This window comes from Sporosarcina sp. Y352 (assembly GCF_056786535.1).
Window position 1 is genome coordinate 396404 of the sequence record NZ_JBXCJE010000002.1, and the last position, 19283, is coordinate 415686.

At 41.9% G+C, this 19283-nt stretch carries 17 protein-coding genes; all 17 read left to right on the top strand.

The features are described 5' to 3' along the window. The first annotated feature begins 19 nt into the window (after positions 1-19). The 17 genes from rbfA (at position 20) to AC1TO6_RS04980 (ending at position 19283) form a co-directional block, all read left to right on the top strand. Positions 20-370, top strand: coding sequence for a 30S ribosome-binding factor RbfA (gene rbfA, locus AC1TO6_RS04900; RefSeq protein WP_482100481.1), 351 nt, complete (start codon positions 20-22; stop codon positions 368-370). Between the two features lie 85 nt (positions 371-455). Further along, positions 456-1367 carry a tRNA pseudouridine(55) synthase TruB gene (truB, locus tag AC1TO6_RS04905; RefSeq protein WP_482100482.1) on the top strand — a complete coding sequence of 304 codons (912 nt, stop codon included), beginning with the start codon at positions 456-458 and terminating at the stop codon, positions 1365-1367. Positions 1368-1381: 14 nt separating this feature from the next. Further along, positions 1382-2329, top strand: coding sequence for a bifunctional riboflavin kinase/FAD synthetase (locus AC1TO6_RS04910; RefSeq protein WP_482100483.1), 948 nt, complete (start codon positions 1382-1384; stop codon positions 2327-2329). A gap of 128 nt (positions 2330-2457) precedes the next feature. Continuing rightward, complete coding sequence (rpsO, locus tag AC1TO6_RS04915) at positions 2458-2727, top strand: 30S ribosomal protein S15 (RefSeq protein ID WP_482100484.1); 270 nt, start codon at positions 2458-2460, stop codon at positions 2725-2727. Positions 2728-3023: 296 nt separating this feature from the next. Next, entirely contained in the window at positions 3024-5141 is a 2118-nt protein-coding gene (gene pnp, locus AC1TO6_RS04920) for a polyribonucleotide nucleotidyltransferase (RefSeq protein WP_482100485.1), read from the top strand. A 123-nt stretch (positions 5142-5264) separates the two neighbouring features. Continuing rightward, the gene (locus tag AC1TO6_RS04925; protein WP_482100486.1) at positions 5265-6512 is read left to right on the top strand and encodes a M16 family metallopeptidase; all 1248 of its coding nucleotides are present in this window, start codon (positions 5265-5267) and stop codon (positions 6510-6512) included. 71 nt (positions 6513-6583) lie between these two features. Further along, the gene (locus AC1TO6_RS04930) at positions 6584-6862 is read left to right on the top strand and encodes a YlmC/YmxH family sporulation protein (protein ID WP_482100487.1); all 279 of its coding nucleotides are present in this window, start codon (positions 6584-6586) and stop codon (positions 6860-6862) included. Continuing rightward, positions 6849-7622, top strand: coding sequence for a hypothetical protein (locus tag AC1TO6_RS04935; RefSeq protein ID WP_482100488.1), 774 nt, complete (start codon positions 6849-6851; stop codon positions 7620-7622). The genes AC1TO6_RS04930 and AC1TO6_RS04935 overlap by 14 nt, the downstream gene beginning before the upstream one ends. Positions 7623-7634: 12 nt before the next feature. Further along, positions 7635-8225: a dipicolinate synthase subunit B gene (locus tag AC1TO6_RS04940; protein ID WP_482100489.1), complete on the top strand. Its 591-nt coding sequence runs from the start codon at positions 7635-7637 to the stop codon at positions 8223-8225. A gap of 177 nt (positions 8226-8402) precedes the next feature. Further along, positions 8403-9428 carry an aspartate-semialdehyde dehydrogenase gene (locus AC1TO6_RS04945; protein ID WP_482100490.1) on the top strand — a complete coding sequence of 342 codons (1026 nt, stop codon included), beginning with the start codon at positions 8403-8405 and terminating at the stop codon, positions 9426-9428. A 27-nt stretch (positions 9429-9455) separates the two neighbouring features. Continuing rightward, positions 9456-10346, top strand: coding sequence for a 4-hydroxy-tetrahydrodipicolinate synthase (gene dapA / locus AC1TO6_RS04950; protein ID WP_482100491.1), 891 nt, complete (start codon positions 9456-9458; stop codon positions 10344-10346). A gap of 108 nt (positions 10347-10454) precedes the next feature. Next, entirely contained in the window at positions 10455-12122 is a 1668-nt protein-coding gene (locus AC1TO6_RS04955) for a ribonuclease J (protein WP_482100492.1), read from the top strand. 97 nt (positions 12123-12219) lie between these two features. Next, on the top strand, positions 12220-14550 hold the full coding sequence (locus AC1TO6_RS04960) for a DNA translocase FtsK (RefSeq protein WP_482100493.1): 2331 nt from the start codon (positions 12220-12222) through the stop codon (positions 14548-14550). A 157-nt stretch (positions 14551-14707) separates the two neighbouring features. After that, positions 14708-15436, top strand: coding sequence for a GntR family transcriptional regulator (locus AC1TO6_RS04965; protein ID WP_482100494.1), 729 nt, complete (start codon positions 14708-14710; stop codon positions 15434-15436). 45 nt (positions 15437-15481) lie between these two features. Then, complete coding sequence (locus AC1TO6_RS04970) at positions 15482-16549, top strand: BMP family lipoprotein (protein WP_482100495.1); 1068 nt, start codon at positions 15482-15484, stop codon at positions 16547-16549. Between the two features lie 141 nt (positions 16550-16690). Next, positions 16691-18247 carry an ABC transporter ATP-binding protein gene (locus AC1TO6_RS04975; RefSeq protein ID WP_482100496.1) on the top strand — a complete coding sequence of 519 codons (1557 nt, stop codon included), beginning with the start codon at positions 16691-16693 and terminating at the stop codon, positions 18245-18247. Next, a complete protein-coding gene (locus AC1TO6_RS04980) occupies positions 18237-19283 on the top strand; it encodes an ABC transporter permease (protein ID WP_482100497.1) in 1047 nt (348 codons plus the stop codon). Before AC1TO6_RS04975 ends, AC1TO6_RS04980 begins: the two co-directional genes overlap by 11 nt.

A 19283-nucleotide genomic window follows, 5' to 3' on the forward strand; every position in this document is an offset into this window, starting at 1 on the left:
AGGATTGGGGTGACCGCCCATGTCAATGCGTGCTAATCGCGTTGCAGAACAAATGAAAAAAGAACTTGGTGAAATCATCGGCCAAAAATTGAAAGATCCACGGATCGGTTTTGTTACAGTAACCGATGTCGAGGTGGCCGGAGACCTTCAACATGCGACTATTTACATTTCAGTTCTAGGACATGAAAAGGAAAAAGAAGATACGTTGAAAGGGCTCAATCAGGCGAAAGGATTTATTCGCACTGAAATCGGCCAACGTATCAGACTTCGAATTACACCTGAGATTAAATTCGAATTCGATAGTTCCGTAGCCTACGGAACTCGGATTGAATCACTTCTTAAACAGGTGAAGAACGAAGACAATCAATAAGAAATGAGTAGGAAGTCGGTGTCCCTAAGGACTTTCCGACTTCCTATTTTTACATATTAATGTAACTTCTAAGGTGGCGACATGAATGAATGGAATACTTCCTTTATGGAAAGAAAAAGGGATGACTTCGCATGACTGTGTATTCAAATTGCGAAAAATTCTTGGTACTAAAAAAGTGGGACATACGGGTACACTGGATCCGAGCGTAGAAGGTGTATTACCGATTTGTATCGGGCAAGCGACAAAAGTAGCTGAATACGTAACGGACTCTGGGAAGGAATATGTGGCACTTGTTTCCATAGGGACTTCAACGGAAACGGAAGATGCGGATGGAGCGATTGTGGCTTCAGACTTATCGCCAAAACATATTACAAGGACCGAAATTGAAGCAGCTCTCACAAAATTAACAGGCGAAATTACTCAAATTCCACCCATGTACTCCGCTGTGAAAGTGAACGGCCGCAAACTCTACGAATATGCACGAAAAGGAATAGAGGTTGAAAGGCCAGAGCGAAAAGTTCTTATACATGAAATCGAATTGTTAGACCCTGTAGAATGGTACGCAGGAGAATCGATTTCATTCCGTATTAGGGTCGCATGCGGGAAAGGAACATACATCCGAACACTTGCGGTACAAATTGGCGAGCTATTGGGCTTTCCTGCACATATGGCAGCCCTCGTCCGGACATCTTCAGGGACGTATGTGCAGGACGATTGTCGTACGTTGGATGAAGTCAGGTCACTTCAGGAAGAAGGACAAATTACCACGATACTTCGTCCGCTGGAAGATGCACTGAGCGATTTCGTTGCCATTGAAGTCACTAAAGAGCTTCTCGAAAAAGTAGAAAATGGACAAGTGCTGCCTGAGCATCCACTGCTTGAAAGTGAAGAGGCAATCGTATTTATGAATGAAGGTAAGGCACTCGCAATTTACAGGAAGCATCCTACCAAGCTTGGTCTTATGAAGCCTGAAAAAATGTTTCCATTGAACAGGTAAGGGGAGCGATTACAATGGACATTTACAAATTACATTATCCAGGAACAATAATGGTTGATAACGACTCGCATTATTCCCTTGCAATCGGTTTCTTTGACGGCTTGCATAAAGGTCATCAGACAGTGATCAACGAAGCGAAGAGAAAGGCTGAAGAACTTGGCATCCGTTCGGCAGTTATGACATTTGATCCACACCCCTCTCATCTATTTGGTGATGGTGAGAATAAGGTAGGTTATATCACGCAGCATCAGGAAAAAGTTCGGCTGCTTAGTGCTATGGGGATTGATGCTTTGTTCATCGTAACGTTTGACTGGGCGCTTGCCTCGCTTTCGCCTAAGCAATTTGTTGATATTTTCTTGAAGGAACTCAATGTTTTGCATGTCACTGCAGGATTTGACTTTACATTTGGTTCAAAGGGTGTAGGTTCGATGGAACAGATGGCTGCATTGGCAGACGAAGCATTCGGTACAACGGTTATTAATAAAGTGACGGATAACGAGGAAAAGATTTCATCAACACGAATTCGGAAGCTTTTGTCTGAAGGTAATGTTGAAGAGACGAAATTGCTTCTAGGTAGACCTTTTCGGACTGTGGGCATAGTCGTTGATGGTGAGAAGAGGGGAAGACTACTTGGATTTCCAACTGCCAACGTCATGCCTGAGAGTAGTACAGTGTTGCCTGCAAATGGTGTCTATGCAGTGCGTTTTATTGTGGATGGAAAAACTTATAAGGGAGTGTGCAATGTCGGCGTTAAACCGACGTTCCATGATCCGAGCGATAGGCCCGCTGTCATCGAGGTGCATGTACTCGATTTTACCGGAGATCTTTATGGCAAGGAAGCATCTGTAGACTGGATTGGGCATATCCGCAACGAGCAAAAATTCGGTTCTATCGATCTGCTAGTTGAACAAATTGCCAAAGATAAAATTAGCGCACAAGACATTCTAGAAGCGCATCAATGATGGTTGCATTTCAAAAATAGGCATGGTACTATAAATACGTGCCAATGTGCACAAACCATTCCTTGGCATCGCGAATCACCAACGCTTGCTCGGGAACCGGGGATATCTTACTATTGGAGGTGAAGAAGATGGCTATAACACAAGAGCGTAAAAATGAATTGATCAGTGAATACAAAATTCATGAAACTGATACTGGGTCAGCAGATGTCCAGATCGCAGTACTTACAGAAGAGATCAATAACCTGACAGAACATTTCCGTCTTCATAAGAAAGACAACCACTCACGTCGTGGTCTTTACAAAATGATCGGAACTCGTAAAAGACTTTTGAGATACTTACGAGACAATGAAGTTCAGCGTTACCGTGATCTTATTGCTAAACTCGGCCTTCGCCGTTAATAAGATGACTATCGAAAGTGGGCCTTGTGCCCGCTTTTTTTTGTGTTTTTTAAAGTGTTTGGTGTCAGTAACTGGCACAATGTGTTTCGACCTGTTCAAATCTCCACAAAAAATCAAAACTTCATTAATTACCTTGTTCTATATTAGAAACGACAATAAAGTGGTATACTATACAAATGTGCCATGACGACGGTTAATGATGATAAAAACTTGTGTTCACTGAGCGCTATCACTTACACTACTATTAATACATACACGTAAACAGTTCAGGCTGAGATGTGGAGAGGGGTTCAATTATGACCGAAAAAAAAGTATACACACTTGATTGGGCAGGACGACCGTTAACAATTGAAACGGGACAACTTGCAAAACAGGCGAATGGAGCAGTACTCGTACGCTACGGAGAAACAACAGTACTTTCAACTGCAACATCTTCTAAAAATTCACGGGGGTTAGATTTCTTCCCGCTTACAGTGAATTACGAGGAGCGTATGTATGCGGTTGGGAAAATCCCCGGTGGCTTCCTTAAGCGCGAAGGACGTCCATCTGATAAGGCTGTTTTAACAAGCCGTCTGATTGACCGTCCAATACGTCCTTTATTCGCAGATGGATTCCGTAATGATGTACAAGTTATCTCAATGGTTATGTCAGTTGATCAAGACTGTTCATCTGAAATGGCAGCAATGCTCGGTTCTTCACTTGCATTGTCGATTTCTGACATTCCTTTTGAAGGACCGATTGCTGGTATTCAAATTGGACTAATCGATGGAAAATTCATCGTCAATCCAACACCGGCACAATTGGAGAAAAGTGAGCTTGACCTTGTTGTCGCTGGTACGAAAGATGCTATCAACATGGTTGAAGCAGGCGCACAAGAAGTCGCTGAAGACATCATTCTTGAAGCCATCATGTTTGGTCATGGTGAAATCATTAAACTGATTGAGTTCCAGGAAAAAATTATTGCTGAAGTTGGCAAAGCAAAAACAGATGTTGCACTATTCACATTGGACGAAACAATTATGTCTGATATTAAAAATAGCTGCGAAACCGATCTTGTTAATGCAATCCAGACAGTTGAGAAGCATGCACGCGAAGATGCTATCAATGCTGTGAAAAACGAAGTCATTGAACGCTACAAAGAAAACGAAGCGGACGATGCGACAATGAAACAAGTAAAAGGCGTATTAGAGCACATCGTTAAAGAAGAAGTGCGTCGTCTTATTACAGATGATAAGATCCGTCCTGATGGCCGTGGTCTCGATGAAATTCGTCCACTTGCATCAGAAGTAGGCATTTTGCCACGTACACACGGTTCTGGTCTCTTTACGCGCGGCCAAACGCAAGCGCTTAGTGTTTGTACACTAGGAGCACTTGGGGAAGTACAAATCATTGATGGCCTCGGCCTGGAAGAAACAAAACGTTTTATGCACCATTATAACTTCCCGAATTTCAGTGTCGGTGAAACAGGTCCAATTCGTGGACCAGGTCGTCGTGAAATCGGACACGGTGCACTTGGAGAACGCGCACTTTCAGCAGTTCTCCCGAATGATACTGACTTCCCATACACAATCCGTCTTGTAGCAGAAGTGCTCGAGTCAAACGGTTCTTCTTCACAAGCATCCATTTGTGCTTCAACAATGGCGATGCTCGATGCAGGGGTACCACTTAAAGCACCGGTTGCGGGTATCGCAATGGGACTTGTGAAAAAAGGGGATAACTACTCTGTCCTGTCTGATATCCAAGGGATGGAAGATCATCTCGGCGATATGGACTTTAAAGTAGCAGGAACTGAAAAAGGAATTACTGCACTTCAAATGGATATTAAAATCGAAGGTCTATCTAGAGAAATCTTGCAAGAAGCATTGACACAAGCAAAAATAGGGCGCTTGGTAATATTGAATCATATGATTACAGCAATTTCAGGACCACGTGAAGAGCTTTCGCAATACGCACCTAAAATTATTGTCATCAAAATCAACCCAGATAAGATTCGTGACGTAATTGGACCAGGCGGGAAAGTTATCAATAAAATTATCGAAGAGACAAATGTCAAAATCGATACGGAACAAGATGGTACTATTTACATTTCTTCTCCAAATAATGACATGAATACAAAAGCGAAAGCAATGATTGAAAATATTGTTCGCGAAGCAAAAGTCGGCGAATATTATATGGCGAAAGTGAAACGAGTTGAAAAATTCGGTGCATTCCTCGAACTCTTCCCAGGGAAAGATGGACTGCTTCATATTTCGGAAATTGCAGAAGAACGCACAAAAGCGGTTGAAGACGTTCTAAAACTGAATGATGAAATGTTTGTTAAAGTAATTGAAATTGATAACCAAGGACGAGTTAACTTGTCTAGAAAAGTTGTTATACTTGAAGAAAAAGAAGCAGCAGAAAAAGCGAATAACTGAATCGAATTACAATTACAGATTGAAAAGCCCCTCTTCAAGTGAAGATGGAGGCTTTTTGTTCTTTCATTAATTATACTAGGAACAGCTATAATAGAATTAAGTTTAAAAGGGGGAATCAGAGAAATGATAAAAACACATCTATGCCAGAATGGCGTTAGAATCATCCATGAAACGATGCCTCATGTACGCTCGGTAGCACTCGGTATATGGGTCGGCACGGGTTCAAGGGATGAAATGGAATCAGAAGCAGGGATTGCCCATTTCATTGAACATATGCTCTTTAAAGGAACGGCAACAAGAAGCGCACGGACGATCGCAGAGGAATTTGACCGTATCGGTGGTGACGTCAATGCATTCACATCCAAAGAAATGACGTGCTATTATACGACAGTGCTTGGACACCAGGCACCACGCGCACTTTCCATTTTGACGGATATGTTTTTCAACTCGAAGTTTGATGAAGTGGAAATAGAAAAAGAGAAATCGATTGTCCTTGATGAAATCGCGGCAGTTGAAGACGCACCTGATGATGATGTGGACGAAAGACTTTGGGCAACCATGTATCCAGAACAGCCAATCGGCAAACCGGTTCTCGGCAATGAAGAAACAATCAACAAATTTAACCGTGAAATGATAGAAGAATTTATGGAGAACAATTATACGCCCGAACGGATTGTTATTTCTCTTGCAGGAAACTATGATGAACGACTAATCAGGCTCATTGAAGTCCAATTTGGTTCATTCAAACGGGCTGAAAAGGTTGAAGAACAGGCTTTTTCTACGATACCAACATTTCATGAAGGTCTTTCTCTTAAAGCTAAAGATATTGAACAAGCACATATCTGTCTAGGCTTTCCAGGTCTTCCTGTAGATGATAAACGGATTCATGAATTAATAGTTCTAGACAGTATAATTGGTGGCTCGATGTCCTCGCGCCTATTCCAGGAAGTCCGTGAAGAGCGTGGCCTGGCTTACTCGATCCATTCCTATTTCTCGGCCTATCGAAATGCTGGGACTTTCATGATTTACGGCGGGACATCACCCGAAAACCTAAAGGTATTATCCGAGACAATCGATGAAGTCATCCATTCAGTTTTGAATGAAGGCATTACTGAAAAAGAATTATATAATGCGAAAGAGCAGCTAAAAGGTGGATTCCTGCTAGGATTAGAAAGTTCAGAAGCTAGGATGCATCGCAATGGTAAAAATGAGCTTATTTTGCAAGAACATAAAACAGCCGATGAAGTCGTTTCCCTGATTGACAAAGTCGAATTGAATCAAGTTTATAGAATGGCAAATGATATTTTTACAGGAAAGCGAGCTATTTCAATAATTGCACCAAAAGACATTATAAACGAATATGAAAAATGATTTTCGTGTCAGTCAGTTTTTCCTTGTTCAACTCATATGATGAATGGAGATGAAAGAAAGGGGATTTGACGATGCTACTATCAGAACTTGCTCAAAAGGAGCTTATTCAAGTTGAGGACGGTGTTCGCTATGGTTTTTTGGCGGATACCGACCTTATTTTTAATGGGAAAACAGGTGATATTATCGGATTTGAAATAAAGAAGAAATTCGGTCGCTTTTCATTCAAGAACCGTCAAGAAACTTCCGATGAATTCATACCTTGGCATGAGATTGTCTTAATTGGAGAACACCGCATTCTGTTTGGAAAAACGCATAGTATGGAAATGTTGGATAGCGATGACAGAGAATAAGTGGCTTTTTATAGGAACAGATAATAGATTAGCAGCTTGTAGTCGAATATGGTCTGAGAAAGGATTCATCAGTCACCATAGTGCGACTGATGTTTTTTCTGAAAAACTTCGTGAACAGATTGAGGAACTTAAACCACAGCATATCGTTTTTCCGATTTTACAAATGGGTGGGTCGCTACCACCCGCATTGCTAGGAAAAGATACAGAACTGTATACAGGGATCGCATCAGAAGAATGGCTGATGCCCTTCAAAGAGGCCGGACTTCAAATCCATACCTATCTTAAGGAAGAACAGTTCATCTGGCAAAATGCACTACTCACTGCGGAGGGGTTTATCCACGATTATTATTCACGCACGGGCAGATGCATTTCCGGTAGTACTTTCCGCATAGCGGGTTTTGGTAAAGTTGGAAAGGCGACTGCGCATGCACTTGCATCCCTAGGAGCCCATATTACCGTTGTCGCTAGGTCCGATGAACAACTGGGGGAAGCATCCATTCATGGATATAAGACCGAACGTTTAACGAGTAAGTGGTCAATGCTAGAGGGTACGCTCATTAATACGATTCCCGCAAAATGGTTGGAGCTTTCAGAAACCCCGGGTATGCATATTTTCGACCTCGCATCAGCCCCGGGTTGCCTAAAGGAACGGCTTTCGTCTGAATACTATACAGTACTCCTAGGATTACCGGGAAAACATTTTCCTGTTGACGCCGCAGCCGCATTAGCGGATGCGCTAGAGAGGATCTATAGAAGATGAAAGGGGAACTCCATGTTAAAGGGAAAAAGAGTAGGACTGGGCATTACAGCTTCACATTGTACGTATGAAGAAATTATTCCGGTTATCGATTCACTAAAAGACGCTGGAGCGACCGTTATACCAGTTATCACTCACTCAGTTTTAACCGCTGCAACGCGCTTCGGAACAGGGGAAGAATGGATTGCACGTATCGAAGGGGCGACGGGAGAAAAAGTAATTTCTACCATTGTTGGAGCAGAACCATTCGGTCCAAGTACCCCTGTCGATTGCATGATTATCGCACCGATGACAGGAAATTCAATGAGTAGATTTGCGAATGCTGCCACGGATTCGCCTGTATTGATGGCGGCAAAAGCTACGTTGCGCAATGATAGTCCAGTACTCATTGGAATTTCAACGAACGATGCACTCGGTTTAAATGCGATGAACCTCATGAAGCTGGTAAATATGAAAAATGTCTTTTTTATTCCGTTCGGACAGGACGATCCAATCAAAAAACCGAATTCACTTATCTCTGATTTTACACTTATGGTACCCGCAACTGTTGCAGCCCTCGAAAAAAGACAACTCCAACCATTATTGATTATTCATAAAAAAATATAAAAATACAGGGCAGAATATTCTTTTATATGATATAATTCCTCCAATGAACTGCTAACGATGTTAAGGACTAAAGTATTTCCATTAAATATGCTACATAATGTAGCGATGCGGAAATAAGACTTATTTATACACGTCCTGGTTATTTATACATCTGTATAAGCTGAAAGGGAGATAGAGATGAAAAAAGTGAATGTAGCAATAGTAGGCGCGACGGGGGCAGTTGGTACAAAAATACTTGAAAAGTTACTGGAACGTGATTATCCTGTACAAACAATTAAACTATTAGCTTCGAAGCGATCTGCGGGAAAAGAAATTACTGCAGGTGGCCTTAAATATATCGTTGAAGAAACAGTACCGGAATCATTCGAAGGCATTGATATCGCTTTTTTCAGTGCAGGAGGATCGATTTCAGAAAAATTTGCACCTGAGGCAGTGAAAAGAGGTGCGGTCGTTATAGATAATACGAGCGCATTCCGAATGAAAGACCAAATTCCTCTAGTAGTGCCAGAAGTGAACGCGAATGCTTTAAGTAACCATACTGGAATCATTGCAAATCCAAACTGTTCAACGATTCAGATGGTAACTGCGCTACAGCCAATCCGTGAAAAATTCGGTATGAACCGAATTATTGTTTCGACATATCAGGCGGTTTCAGGTGCAGGATCCGAAGCGATTGATGAATTGGAAAATCAAAGCCAGCAGTTTGAAAAACGTTCAGAGATTGAAGCAGCTGTCTTACCATCTGCATCAGCGGAACGTCACTATCCAATTGCTTTTAATGCAATTCCACAGATCGATTCATTCGATCCGTCAGGCTATACACTTGAAGAATTAAAAATGATGAATGAAACGAAAAAAATATTTGGTGATCAAGAAATTTCTGTTTCAGCGACATGCGTTCGTTTGCCTGTCGTCACGGGGCATTCCGAATCCGTTTATATTGAAATCGGTTCAGAAAATGTATCCGTGGAAGAACTTCATACTTTACTGGAAAATGCGCCAGGCGTTGTTGTCCAAGATGATCCTTCCAAACAACTGTATCCAATGCCATTATTCGCAGAAGGAAAAGACGAAGTATTTGTTGGCCGTATACGGAAAGATCCAAATCATCCAGCAGGATTCCACCTGTGGATTGTATCGGACAATCTTCTAAAAGGGGCAGCATTGAATTCAGTACAAATCGCAGAAGCTTTGATTAAATAACAAATCTCAGTAAAGGGTTGATCATAAATGGAACTTGGACAGATTGCTACAGCGATGGTCACTTCTTTTTCATCTACAGGTGAAGTCGATTACGATAGAGCAGCTAAACTGATAGAGCATTTGATTGCAAATGGAACAGATACACTGGTCGTCAATGGTACAACGGGTGAGTCGCCGACCGTTACGACTGTAGAAAAGGAAGCTATGCTGGCTTTTACAATTGAACAAGTAAATAAAAGAATACCGGTAATTGCGGGAACTGGAACGAATAGTACTGCTGAATCCATACTGCTGACAAAGCAGGCCGAAAAACTTGGGGCGGATGGTATCATGCTTGTCACGCCTTACTACAACAAGCCCAATCAAAAAGGGATGTACGCACACTTTTCAACAATTGCAGGCGAAACAGAACTGCCTGTACTGCTCTACAATATTCCGGGACGTTCCGTCGTGAACATGCTTCCGGAGACTGTTATTGAACTGTCAAAAGTGAAGAATATCCGCGCAATAAAAGAAGCAAGCGGTAGTCTTGAGCAAATGTCAGCAATCATTTCGGGAACGGACGATGGGTTCTCAGTTTATAGCGGTGACGATGCACTCACACTTCCGCTTCTTGCAATCGGCGGAAAAGGGGTCGTATCGGTAGCGGCACATGTCGTCGGAAACGAAATGCAACAGATGGTTAATGCGTTTAAACAGGGTAGAACAGAACAAGCAGGAGCAATGCACAGGGCTTTGGTTCCATTATTCCGCGCACTGTTTTCCGATCCGAATCCAGTACCTCTGAAATATGCATTGAAGAAAATTGGTGTTGAAACCGGAGGGGTAAGACTCCCGTTAGTTCCTTTTGAAGAAGTAGATATCCAATTTGATAAAGTATGGGATAACTATAAAAAGCAGTCTCATATATTTAATTAATCAAAGCCGGTAGCGAATACCGGCTTTTTTTGTTTGTACAGATTGCTACTCTCCCGTATAATGAAAATTAGTCGTTATGGACGGGAATTATTAATAGGAGGAAACAAAGTGACAAAACCAAAAAATGAAGTAATTAGAGTCATTCCACTCGGTGGAGTTGGGGAAATCGGGAAAGCGATGTACGTGGTCGAAGTCGATGAAGAACTATTTATCGTTGATGCTGGGCTTATGTTCCCTGAAGGAGAAATGCTTGGAATTGACATCGTCATTCCAGATATAAGTTATATTGTAGAAAACAAAGAACGTGTGAAAGGAATCTTCCTAACGCACGGCCATGAAGATGCAATCGGCTCAATTTCGTACTTGTTGCAAAAAGTACAAGCACCTGTCTATGGATCTAAATTGACAATTGCGCTTGCAAAAGAACATCTGAAAGCGATGCCAGCACCTTCCAACGTCAAGTTTTTTGAAGTTACAAACAAAAGTCGCATGAATTTCAAATGTACGCATGTTACATTCTTTAATACGACTCATAGTATTCCAGATTCGCTTGGAATCGTTTTCCACACGAGTGAGGGAGCAATTGTCCATACAGGAGAATTTAAATTTGATCAGTCCGCTAAAGGCAAGTACCGTCCAGATATTGCAAAGATGGCCTTACTTGGTGAGGAAGGTGTTTTCATCCTCATGTCAGATTCTTCAGAAGCGGAGCGCCCGGGTTATACAACTTCCGAGTCCGTTATCGAAAAAAGCCTATCTAAAACGTTCCACGGAGCTGAAGGTCGTATTCTAGTTGCGCTTTATGCGTCAAACTTCATCCGGATTCAACAAGTTTTCGACACGGCATTTGAAACAGGTAAAAAAGTGGCAGTCGTCGGAAAAAGCTTAGAGAGTTATTTCGAAGTCGGCATGAAACTTGGTTATTTAACAATTGAGGATGATATCGTCATTCCAGTTAAGGAAATTGAAAAGTATGATGATGACCGTGTCGTAGTGATCGTGACAGGAAACCAAGGCGAGCCGCTTGAAGCGCTTGAAAAAATTGTCCGTAAACAGCATAGAGACGTTCGCATCAAAGAATCGGATACTGTTCTAATCACATTCACACCATCTCCAGGAATGGAAGTATCCATGTTCCAGACTATGAATGACCTTGCGAAAGCAGGTGCAAATGTACTCACTTCAAGTAAGAATGTTCACGTTTCGGGGCATGGTAGCTCGGAAGACTTGAAACTGATGCTGAACTTGATGCAACCGAAGTACTTCATTCCAATTCAGGGTGAATACCGGATGCTAATCGCTCACTCTAAACTGGCTCAGGAAACAGGGCTTCAAAAGGCGCAAATATTTATTGCAGACAAAGGCGATATCGTCGAATATAAAAATGATAAAATGCGCATGAGTGGACGAGTACAAGCGGGGAATATTTTGATTGATGGAATCGGTGTTGGAGACGTTGGAAATATTGTTCTAAGGGACCGTAAATTACTATCACAAGATGGGATCTTCACCGTGGTCGTTACATTGAATCGCAAACAGAAACGCATTGCTTCAGGACCAGAAATTGTTTCTCGCGGATTTGTTTATGTGCGTGAATCCGAAGAGCTTTTTGATGAGTCAGTAAAACTCGTTAGAAAAATTGTAGAGAAGTATGTGAATAAAGAGACGTTTGAATGGACAAACATTAAGCAAGAGATACGCGATACACTAAGCTCTTATCTGTATCAACAGACCAAGAGAAGACCGATGATTATTCCTATCATCATGGAATACTGATTCAAGAAAATTGAATCGATAAAAACGCTTCGAAGGGTTTCCTTGCCGTCTGACCGGCGGGAAACCCTTTTTTGTAAAAAGGAGGAAGCGGAAGGAAATGGCGAAAAAGAAGGCGAACAATAAAAAGAAATCCAATGCACGGAAAAAAAAGACCACTGAATCGCAACCGTTATTATATGAAGTGATGGGCATCGCAATGATTGGACTAGCAATCATCATCATATTTGAATTCGGAGTTGCCGGAAGAGGCTTGTCCTCATTATCAAGATTCATCTTTGGGAATTGGCATGTCGCGATTCCGCTTTTACTCATTATTCAGGCACTCATGTTTATGATTAAGCAGAAAATGGGCGGCTGGAAAAATCGAATTGTCGCAGGTAGCCTTTTCATACTCGCAAGTCTGATTCTCTTTAGCCATGTCCATTTGTTCAAAGAATTGTATGAAAGTCGTGTCCTTATGACTGATTCAGTACTAAGGGAAACATGGAAAGTGCTTATTACGAATGATGGTATTACGTCAAGGAGTGGAGCACTTGGCGGCGGAATGGCAGGCGCATTTCTTTTCACAATGTTTTTTTCCTTGTTCGATTCAGCTGGAGCAACGGTCGCTGGAGTCTTGTTGTTTATCATTGGTCTCATACTCATAACTGGGAAAGCGCTCGTTCCCTATCTTGCTGAACGTTTGCCTAAGCTTGCCGGAAATATGAAAGGTACATTTACAAGAAAAGCGCAGGCAGTCGAAAAAGACCGGACTGCACCAAGAACGACCCGCTCAAAATCGAAGAGAACTGAAGTTGCTGATGAACCGCCGCAAATAGACATACCGAGTTCCCAAGCGGAAATTGAGGAAGTTGTATCACAACCAATTATTTCGGCATTCAGTGAACGAATTGACAAAGCACCCAGCGATGAGCAGGCAGCAGTCGTTGAAGAAGAAAAAGAAATCACTGGTGAAATTAGTACTTATATAAAAGGTGTCACAGGAGAAGAAGAGAACGAGTCGTATATATTGCCTCCAGTAAATTTACTGAGACAGACGCCACTGGTTGATCAATCTGAAGAATACAACTCCATTCAAGCGAATGCACAAAAGCTTGAAAAAACGTTCCTTAGCTTCGGGGTTAAAGCAAAAGTTACCGAAGTACATCTTGGACCAGCTGTCACGAAGTATGAAGTGTTGCCGGACACAGGTGTTAAAGTAAGCCGTATCGTAAGCCTTGCAGATGATATCGCACTGGCACTGGCAGCAAGTGGTATCCGAATTGAAGCGCCGATACCAGGGAAATCTGCAATTGGAATTGAAGTACCAAACAGTTCCGTAGCTGTCGTCAGTCTTCGAGAAGTTATCGAAGCGAAAGAGAACAACCGTCCTGATTCAAAATTAATGATTTCGCTGGGACGCGATGTAACAGGGCAAGCCATGCTTGCAGAATTGAACAAGATGCCTCACGTTCTCATTGCAGGTTCAACAGGCAGTGGTAAAAGTGTTTGTATTAATGGGATAATCGTCAGTATTTTAATGCGTGCGAAACCGCATGAAGTGAAAATGATGATGATAGACCCTAAAATGGTGGAACTAAATGTCTACAATGGCGTTCCACATTTACTTGCACCCGTCGTCACAGATCCTAGAAAGGCATCTCAAGCACTAAAAAAAGTTGTATCTGAAATGGAACGAAGATACGAACTGTTTTCACATACGGGAACAAGAAATATTGAAGGTTACAACGATCATATCGAAGTATGGAATGAAGAAAATGAAGAAAAGCATCCACGCATGCCCTATATCGTAGTCATCGTAGATGAGCTTGCAGACCTTATGATGGTTGCATCGAGTGATGTGGAAGATTCCATTACCCGTCTTGCACAAATGGCACGTGCAGCAGGAATCCACTTGATCATTGCGACACAGCGGCCAAGTGTAGATGTTATCACAGGGATTATTAAAGCGAACATTCCTTCACGAATCGCATTCGCAGTATCGTCATCTATCGATTCTAGAACAATTTTGGATAGTGGCGGGGCAGAAAAACTGCTCGGCAGAGGCGATATGCTGTTTCTTCCAGCGGGTGTTGCAAAACCAGTTAGAATTCAAGGCGCCTTCGTTACGGACAGTGAAGTAGAGGCCATTGTCGATTTTGTTATTGAACAACAGAAAGCGCAATATCAAGAAGAAATGATTCCGACAGAAATAGAAGAAGTGGCACCGCATGAAGAAACGGATGACTTGTATGATGATGCTGTCCAACTTGTAACAGATATGCAAACTGCTTCAGTTTCATTATTGCAACGCCGATTCAGAGTGGGTTATTCGAGAGCTGCGCGTATAGTCGATCAAATGGAAATGCGTGGCGTTGTTGGGCCACCCGAAGGTAGTAAACCACGTCAAGTTTTGATGGGGAAAGACGATACGGATATCCACTCATGAAAAAGGAATCAAAATAGGTCCAATAAAATACCCGCAAAATCCGAACTAATAATAATTTCATTCGTGTTGTTTATTTTATAAGACAAAAGTGATATAGTATGGATGATTAGTAGTTGACGTTTAACATCAGAGGTCTGACCTCGCAGGGGGAGATGTAATGATGGTAAAGACGGATCAAAGGCATCTATATGTGCAAGTGATTGAACGTCTGAAGAGAGACATCGAACTGGGTATCTTTAAAGAAAATGAGCGTTTCCCTTCTGAGTTTGAACTTGCCCGCACGCTTGGTGTAAGCCGTGCAACACTCCGCGAAGCACTTCGTGTGCTGGAAGAGGACAAAGTCATTCTCAGAAAGCACGGTGTCGGTACATTCGTAAAGCCGAAGCCGTTATTTTCATCAGGCATTGAACAATTATCCAGCGTTTCATCAATGATTCGCGATGCGGGGATGGAACCAGGAACGATTTTCATGGATGTTTCAGAATCCATTCCATGTGAAGAGAGTCAAGCGAGATTTGAGTGCGGTGAAAATGATAATCTCGTTACGATTAAAAGAGTTAGGACTGCAGATAGCGATCCAGTTGTTTTTTGTATTGATCAGGTACTTTCAAAAAATCTTCCAGCAGGAACGGAAGAACTATTGAATGAGTCTATTTTCGATGCAATAGAAAAATCTGGCGCGATCCATATCGCTCAAGCAGTGGCACACATTGAACCAATTGGGTATGATGATGAGGCATCATCCATTCTCCGATGTGGGATAGATGTACCATTACTTGTCCTCCTACAGCATCATTACAGTGAGGAAGGCGAAATGGTCCTCTACTCTAAAAACTATTTTCGGGCTGATAAGTTCAGTTTTCATGTTGTTCGTAAAAGGGTATAAGACGTTCATACGTCCTACTAATAAAAAAACAGGGGGGTTCCAAAATTGAGCAAACGTAAATTTGGACTAGCTTTATCAATGGTTCTTGCTGCAGGTACAATTCTTGGTGCATGCGGAACGGATAAAGAAAAAGAGGATACGAAGTCTACAGGCGGTACGAATGAAGATACTTTTTCAATTGCAATGGTAACTGATACAGGCGGAGTGGACGACAAATCGTTCAACCAATCTGCTTGGAAAGGAATCCAAGAATACGGTGAAGAAAACAAGCTAGAAAAAGGCGATGGCGGTTTTGATTACTTAGCATCAAAAGAAGACGCTGAATACCTTCCTAACTTAAACAAACTTGTACAACGTGATTTCGACCTAATCGTAGGTGTTGGCTTCTTGTTGAAAGAGTCTATTGAAGAGGTTGCTTCACAGCGTACTGACAACAATTTCGCACTAGTAGACGAGGTTTCTGACCTTCCAAACGTAGCAAGTCTTATGTTTAAAGAGCAAGAAGGCGCATTCCTTGCAGGTGTTGCAGCTGCTCGTATGACGAAATCCGATAAAATCGGCTTTATTGGCGGTATGGAAATTCCTGTAATCGAACGTTTTGAAGCTGGATTCCTTGCGGGAGTTGCTGCAGTAAAACCTGAACTAAAAGTTGACGTTCAGTACACAGGCGACTTTGCAAAAGCGGAACTTGGTAAAGCAACGGCAAACCGTATGTACTCTTCAGGCGTAGATATTATTTTCCACGCTGCCGGCGGTTCAGGTACAGGTGTATTCTCTGAAGCAAAAGAACGTAAAAAAGCAGATCCAAATGCATATGTATGGGTAATCGGCGTTGACTCTGACCAGTATGATGAAGGTAAAGTAGGCGACGATAACATTACATTGACTTCAATGCTTAAACGTGTTGATATCGCAGTTAAAAACACTGCTGAATTAGCAGCTAAAGGTGAATTCCCAGGCGGCGAAATAACTACGTTCGGTCTTGCTGACGATGGTATCGCACTTGCGGATTCACGTGGAGCAATTCCACAAGAAGTAATGGACGAAGTGGAAGAATTCACTAAGAAAATTGCAGATGGTGAAATCGAAGTTCCGGAATTCACTAAGAAATAAGTCTGAAAAGGTATCATGAAGGTCGATTCAATTCGGTCTTCATGATTTCCATTTAAATTAATAGAATAAAGGATTCCGTAAAAGGAATTTTTTCTTGTGTTAATTTAAACTTATATACGTATATGCGAGGGAGTGAACCCAGTGGAATATGTTATTGAAATGCTGAATATCCGAAAGGAATTCGGTAATTTTGTTGCGAATGATGATATTACTCTTCAACTTGAAAAAGGTGAAATACATGCTTTATTAGGAGAGAATGGTGCAGGGAAATCAACATTGATGAATGTGCTGTTTGGCCTTTATCAACCTGACGGCGGAGAAATCCGTGTACGTGGGAAAGCGACTGCAATTACAGATCCCAATGTCGCAAACAGTTTAGGAATAGGAATGGTTCACCAGCATTTCATGTTGGTTGAAAATCTCACTGTTACTGAAAATATCATTCTGGGAAATGAACCTAAAAAAATGGGCATGATTAATGTGAAAGACGCTGCGAAAAAAGTGGCTGAGATTTCAAAGCTTTACGGGCTTGATGTGGATCCATATGCAAAAATCGAGGACATATCAGTAGGTATGCAACAGCGGGTAGAAATATTAAAAACGCTTTATCGTGGGGCGGAAATCTTGATTTTCGATGAACCGACAGCCTCTCTAACACCTCAAGAAATTACTGAACTGATTTCAATTATGAAAAAGTTGATTGGTGAAGGTAAGTCGATTATCGTCATCACACACAAACTTCAAGAAATAATGGATGTGTCCAATCGGGTTACGATTATTCGTAAAGGACAGGGGATTGGTACGGTCATAACTGCCGAAACCAATCCTGAAGAGTTGGCAACACTGATGGTTGGACGTCAAGTAACATTCAAAACTGAAAAAGGACCGTCTTATCCAAAAGAGGAAGTCCTTCGCATTGAAAATCTTGTTGTTGAAGATTACCGCGGTATTCCAAAAGTGAAAGGCTTGAATCTATCTGTCCGTAAAGGCGAAATTGTAGGTATTGCAGGAATTGACGGCAATGGCCAATCGGAATTGATAGAGGCTATTACAGGTCTGCGAAAAGTGAAAAGTGGAAAAATTTTGATGGATTCAAAGGATGTCACAGGAAAAAAACCGCGTGACATAACTGAAATCGGTTTGGGCCATATTCCTCAAGACCGACACAAGCATGGTCTCGTCCTTGATTTCACTGTTGGTTATAATGCGGCATTGCAATCGTATTATAAAAAACCTTTGTCCAAAAATGGCATCATGAATTATAAACTCGTGTCTGAAAAAGCGAATGACATCATAGAAACGTTTGACGTACGGACGCAAGGGGAGAATGAGTTAGTCCGTGCGTTGTCTGGAGGAAATCAGCAAAAACTTATCATTGGACGAGAAATAGTTCGTAATCCAGATTTACTAATTGCTGCACTCCCAACACGTGGGCTTGACGTCGGAGCAATTGAATTCATCCATAAAAGATTAATCGAACAGCGTGATAATGGGAAAGCCGTTCTTCTAATTTCATTTGAACTTGATGAGGTTATGAATGTTTCTGATCGGATTGCAGTTATTTATGATGGTGTAATTGTCGATACGGTTATTCCCACGGAGACAACTGAACAGCAACTAGGTCTTCTGATGGCAGGCCAATCTAAGGATCAAGCTACCTCCGAGCTGAAAGAAGGTGATGATAACCATGTCGAATAGGTTTGTAAATATACTGGTACCTATCATCTCAATTATACTGGGTCTGCTAGTAGGAGCAGTCGTGATGTGGTTTAGCGGATACGATCCGATTGCCGGGTATATCGCATTATGGAATGGTATTTTCGGAGATATGTACTCAATTGGGGAAACAATCCGTCAAATAAGCCCTTATTTACTAGCTGGTCTAGCTGTTGCTTTTGCATTCCGCACAGGACTGTTCAATATCGGTGTGGAGGGTCAACTAATTGTAGGTTGGTTTGCAGCAGCTTATGTGGGTATGGCGTTTGAATTACCTACAATCATCCACTTACCTCTTGCGCTTCTTGCGGCGGCACTCGCAGGAGCGCTCTGGGGACTGATACCGGGAATATTAAAAGCAACACTTCACGTGCACGAAGTTATCGTCACAATTATGATGAATTATATTGCACTTCATACAGTTAATGCGTTAATAAAAGCAGTTTCCGATGGTGGCTACAAGACAGAAAAAATTCATCCTACCGCATCACTTCGTTCGGAATTCTTATCCAATCTGACTGATTTTTCAACTATGCACTATGGAATTTTCGTTGCACTTGCGATGGTTGTAGTCATGTGGTTCATCTTGGAAAAAACGAAAACAGGCTTCGAGCTTAAGTCGGTCGGTTTCAATGACCATGCATCTCAGTATGCAGGGATGAACGTAAAGAAGAATATTATTCTTTCGATGGTAGTCTCTGGTGCATTTGCTGGACTTGGTGGAGCAATGGAAGCACTTGGAACGTTCGGTAATATGGTGACACGTAGTGCGTTTACAGGTATTGGATTTGACGGGATTGCCGTTGCTTTATTAGGGGCAAATACGCCGCTTGGTGTTGTTTTCGGTGCTTCATTGTTTGGATCATTAAAATATGGTGCTGGTAATATGCCGAATGAAGCAGGAGTTCCTGTTGAAATCGTTTCCATCGTTATTGCACTAATCATATTCTTTGTCGCTTCAGGTTATATCATCCGAGTTCTTCTGAGCAAGATGAAAAAGAAAAAGGAGGCAAAATGA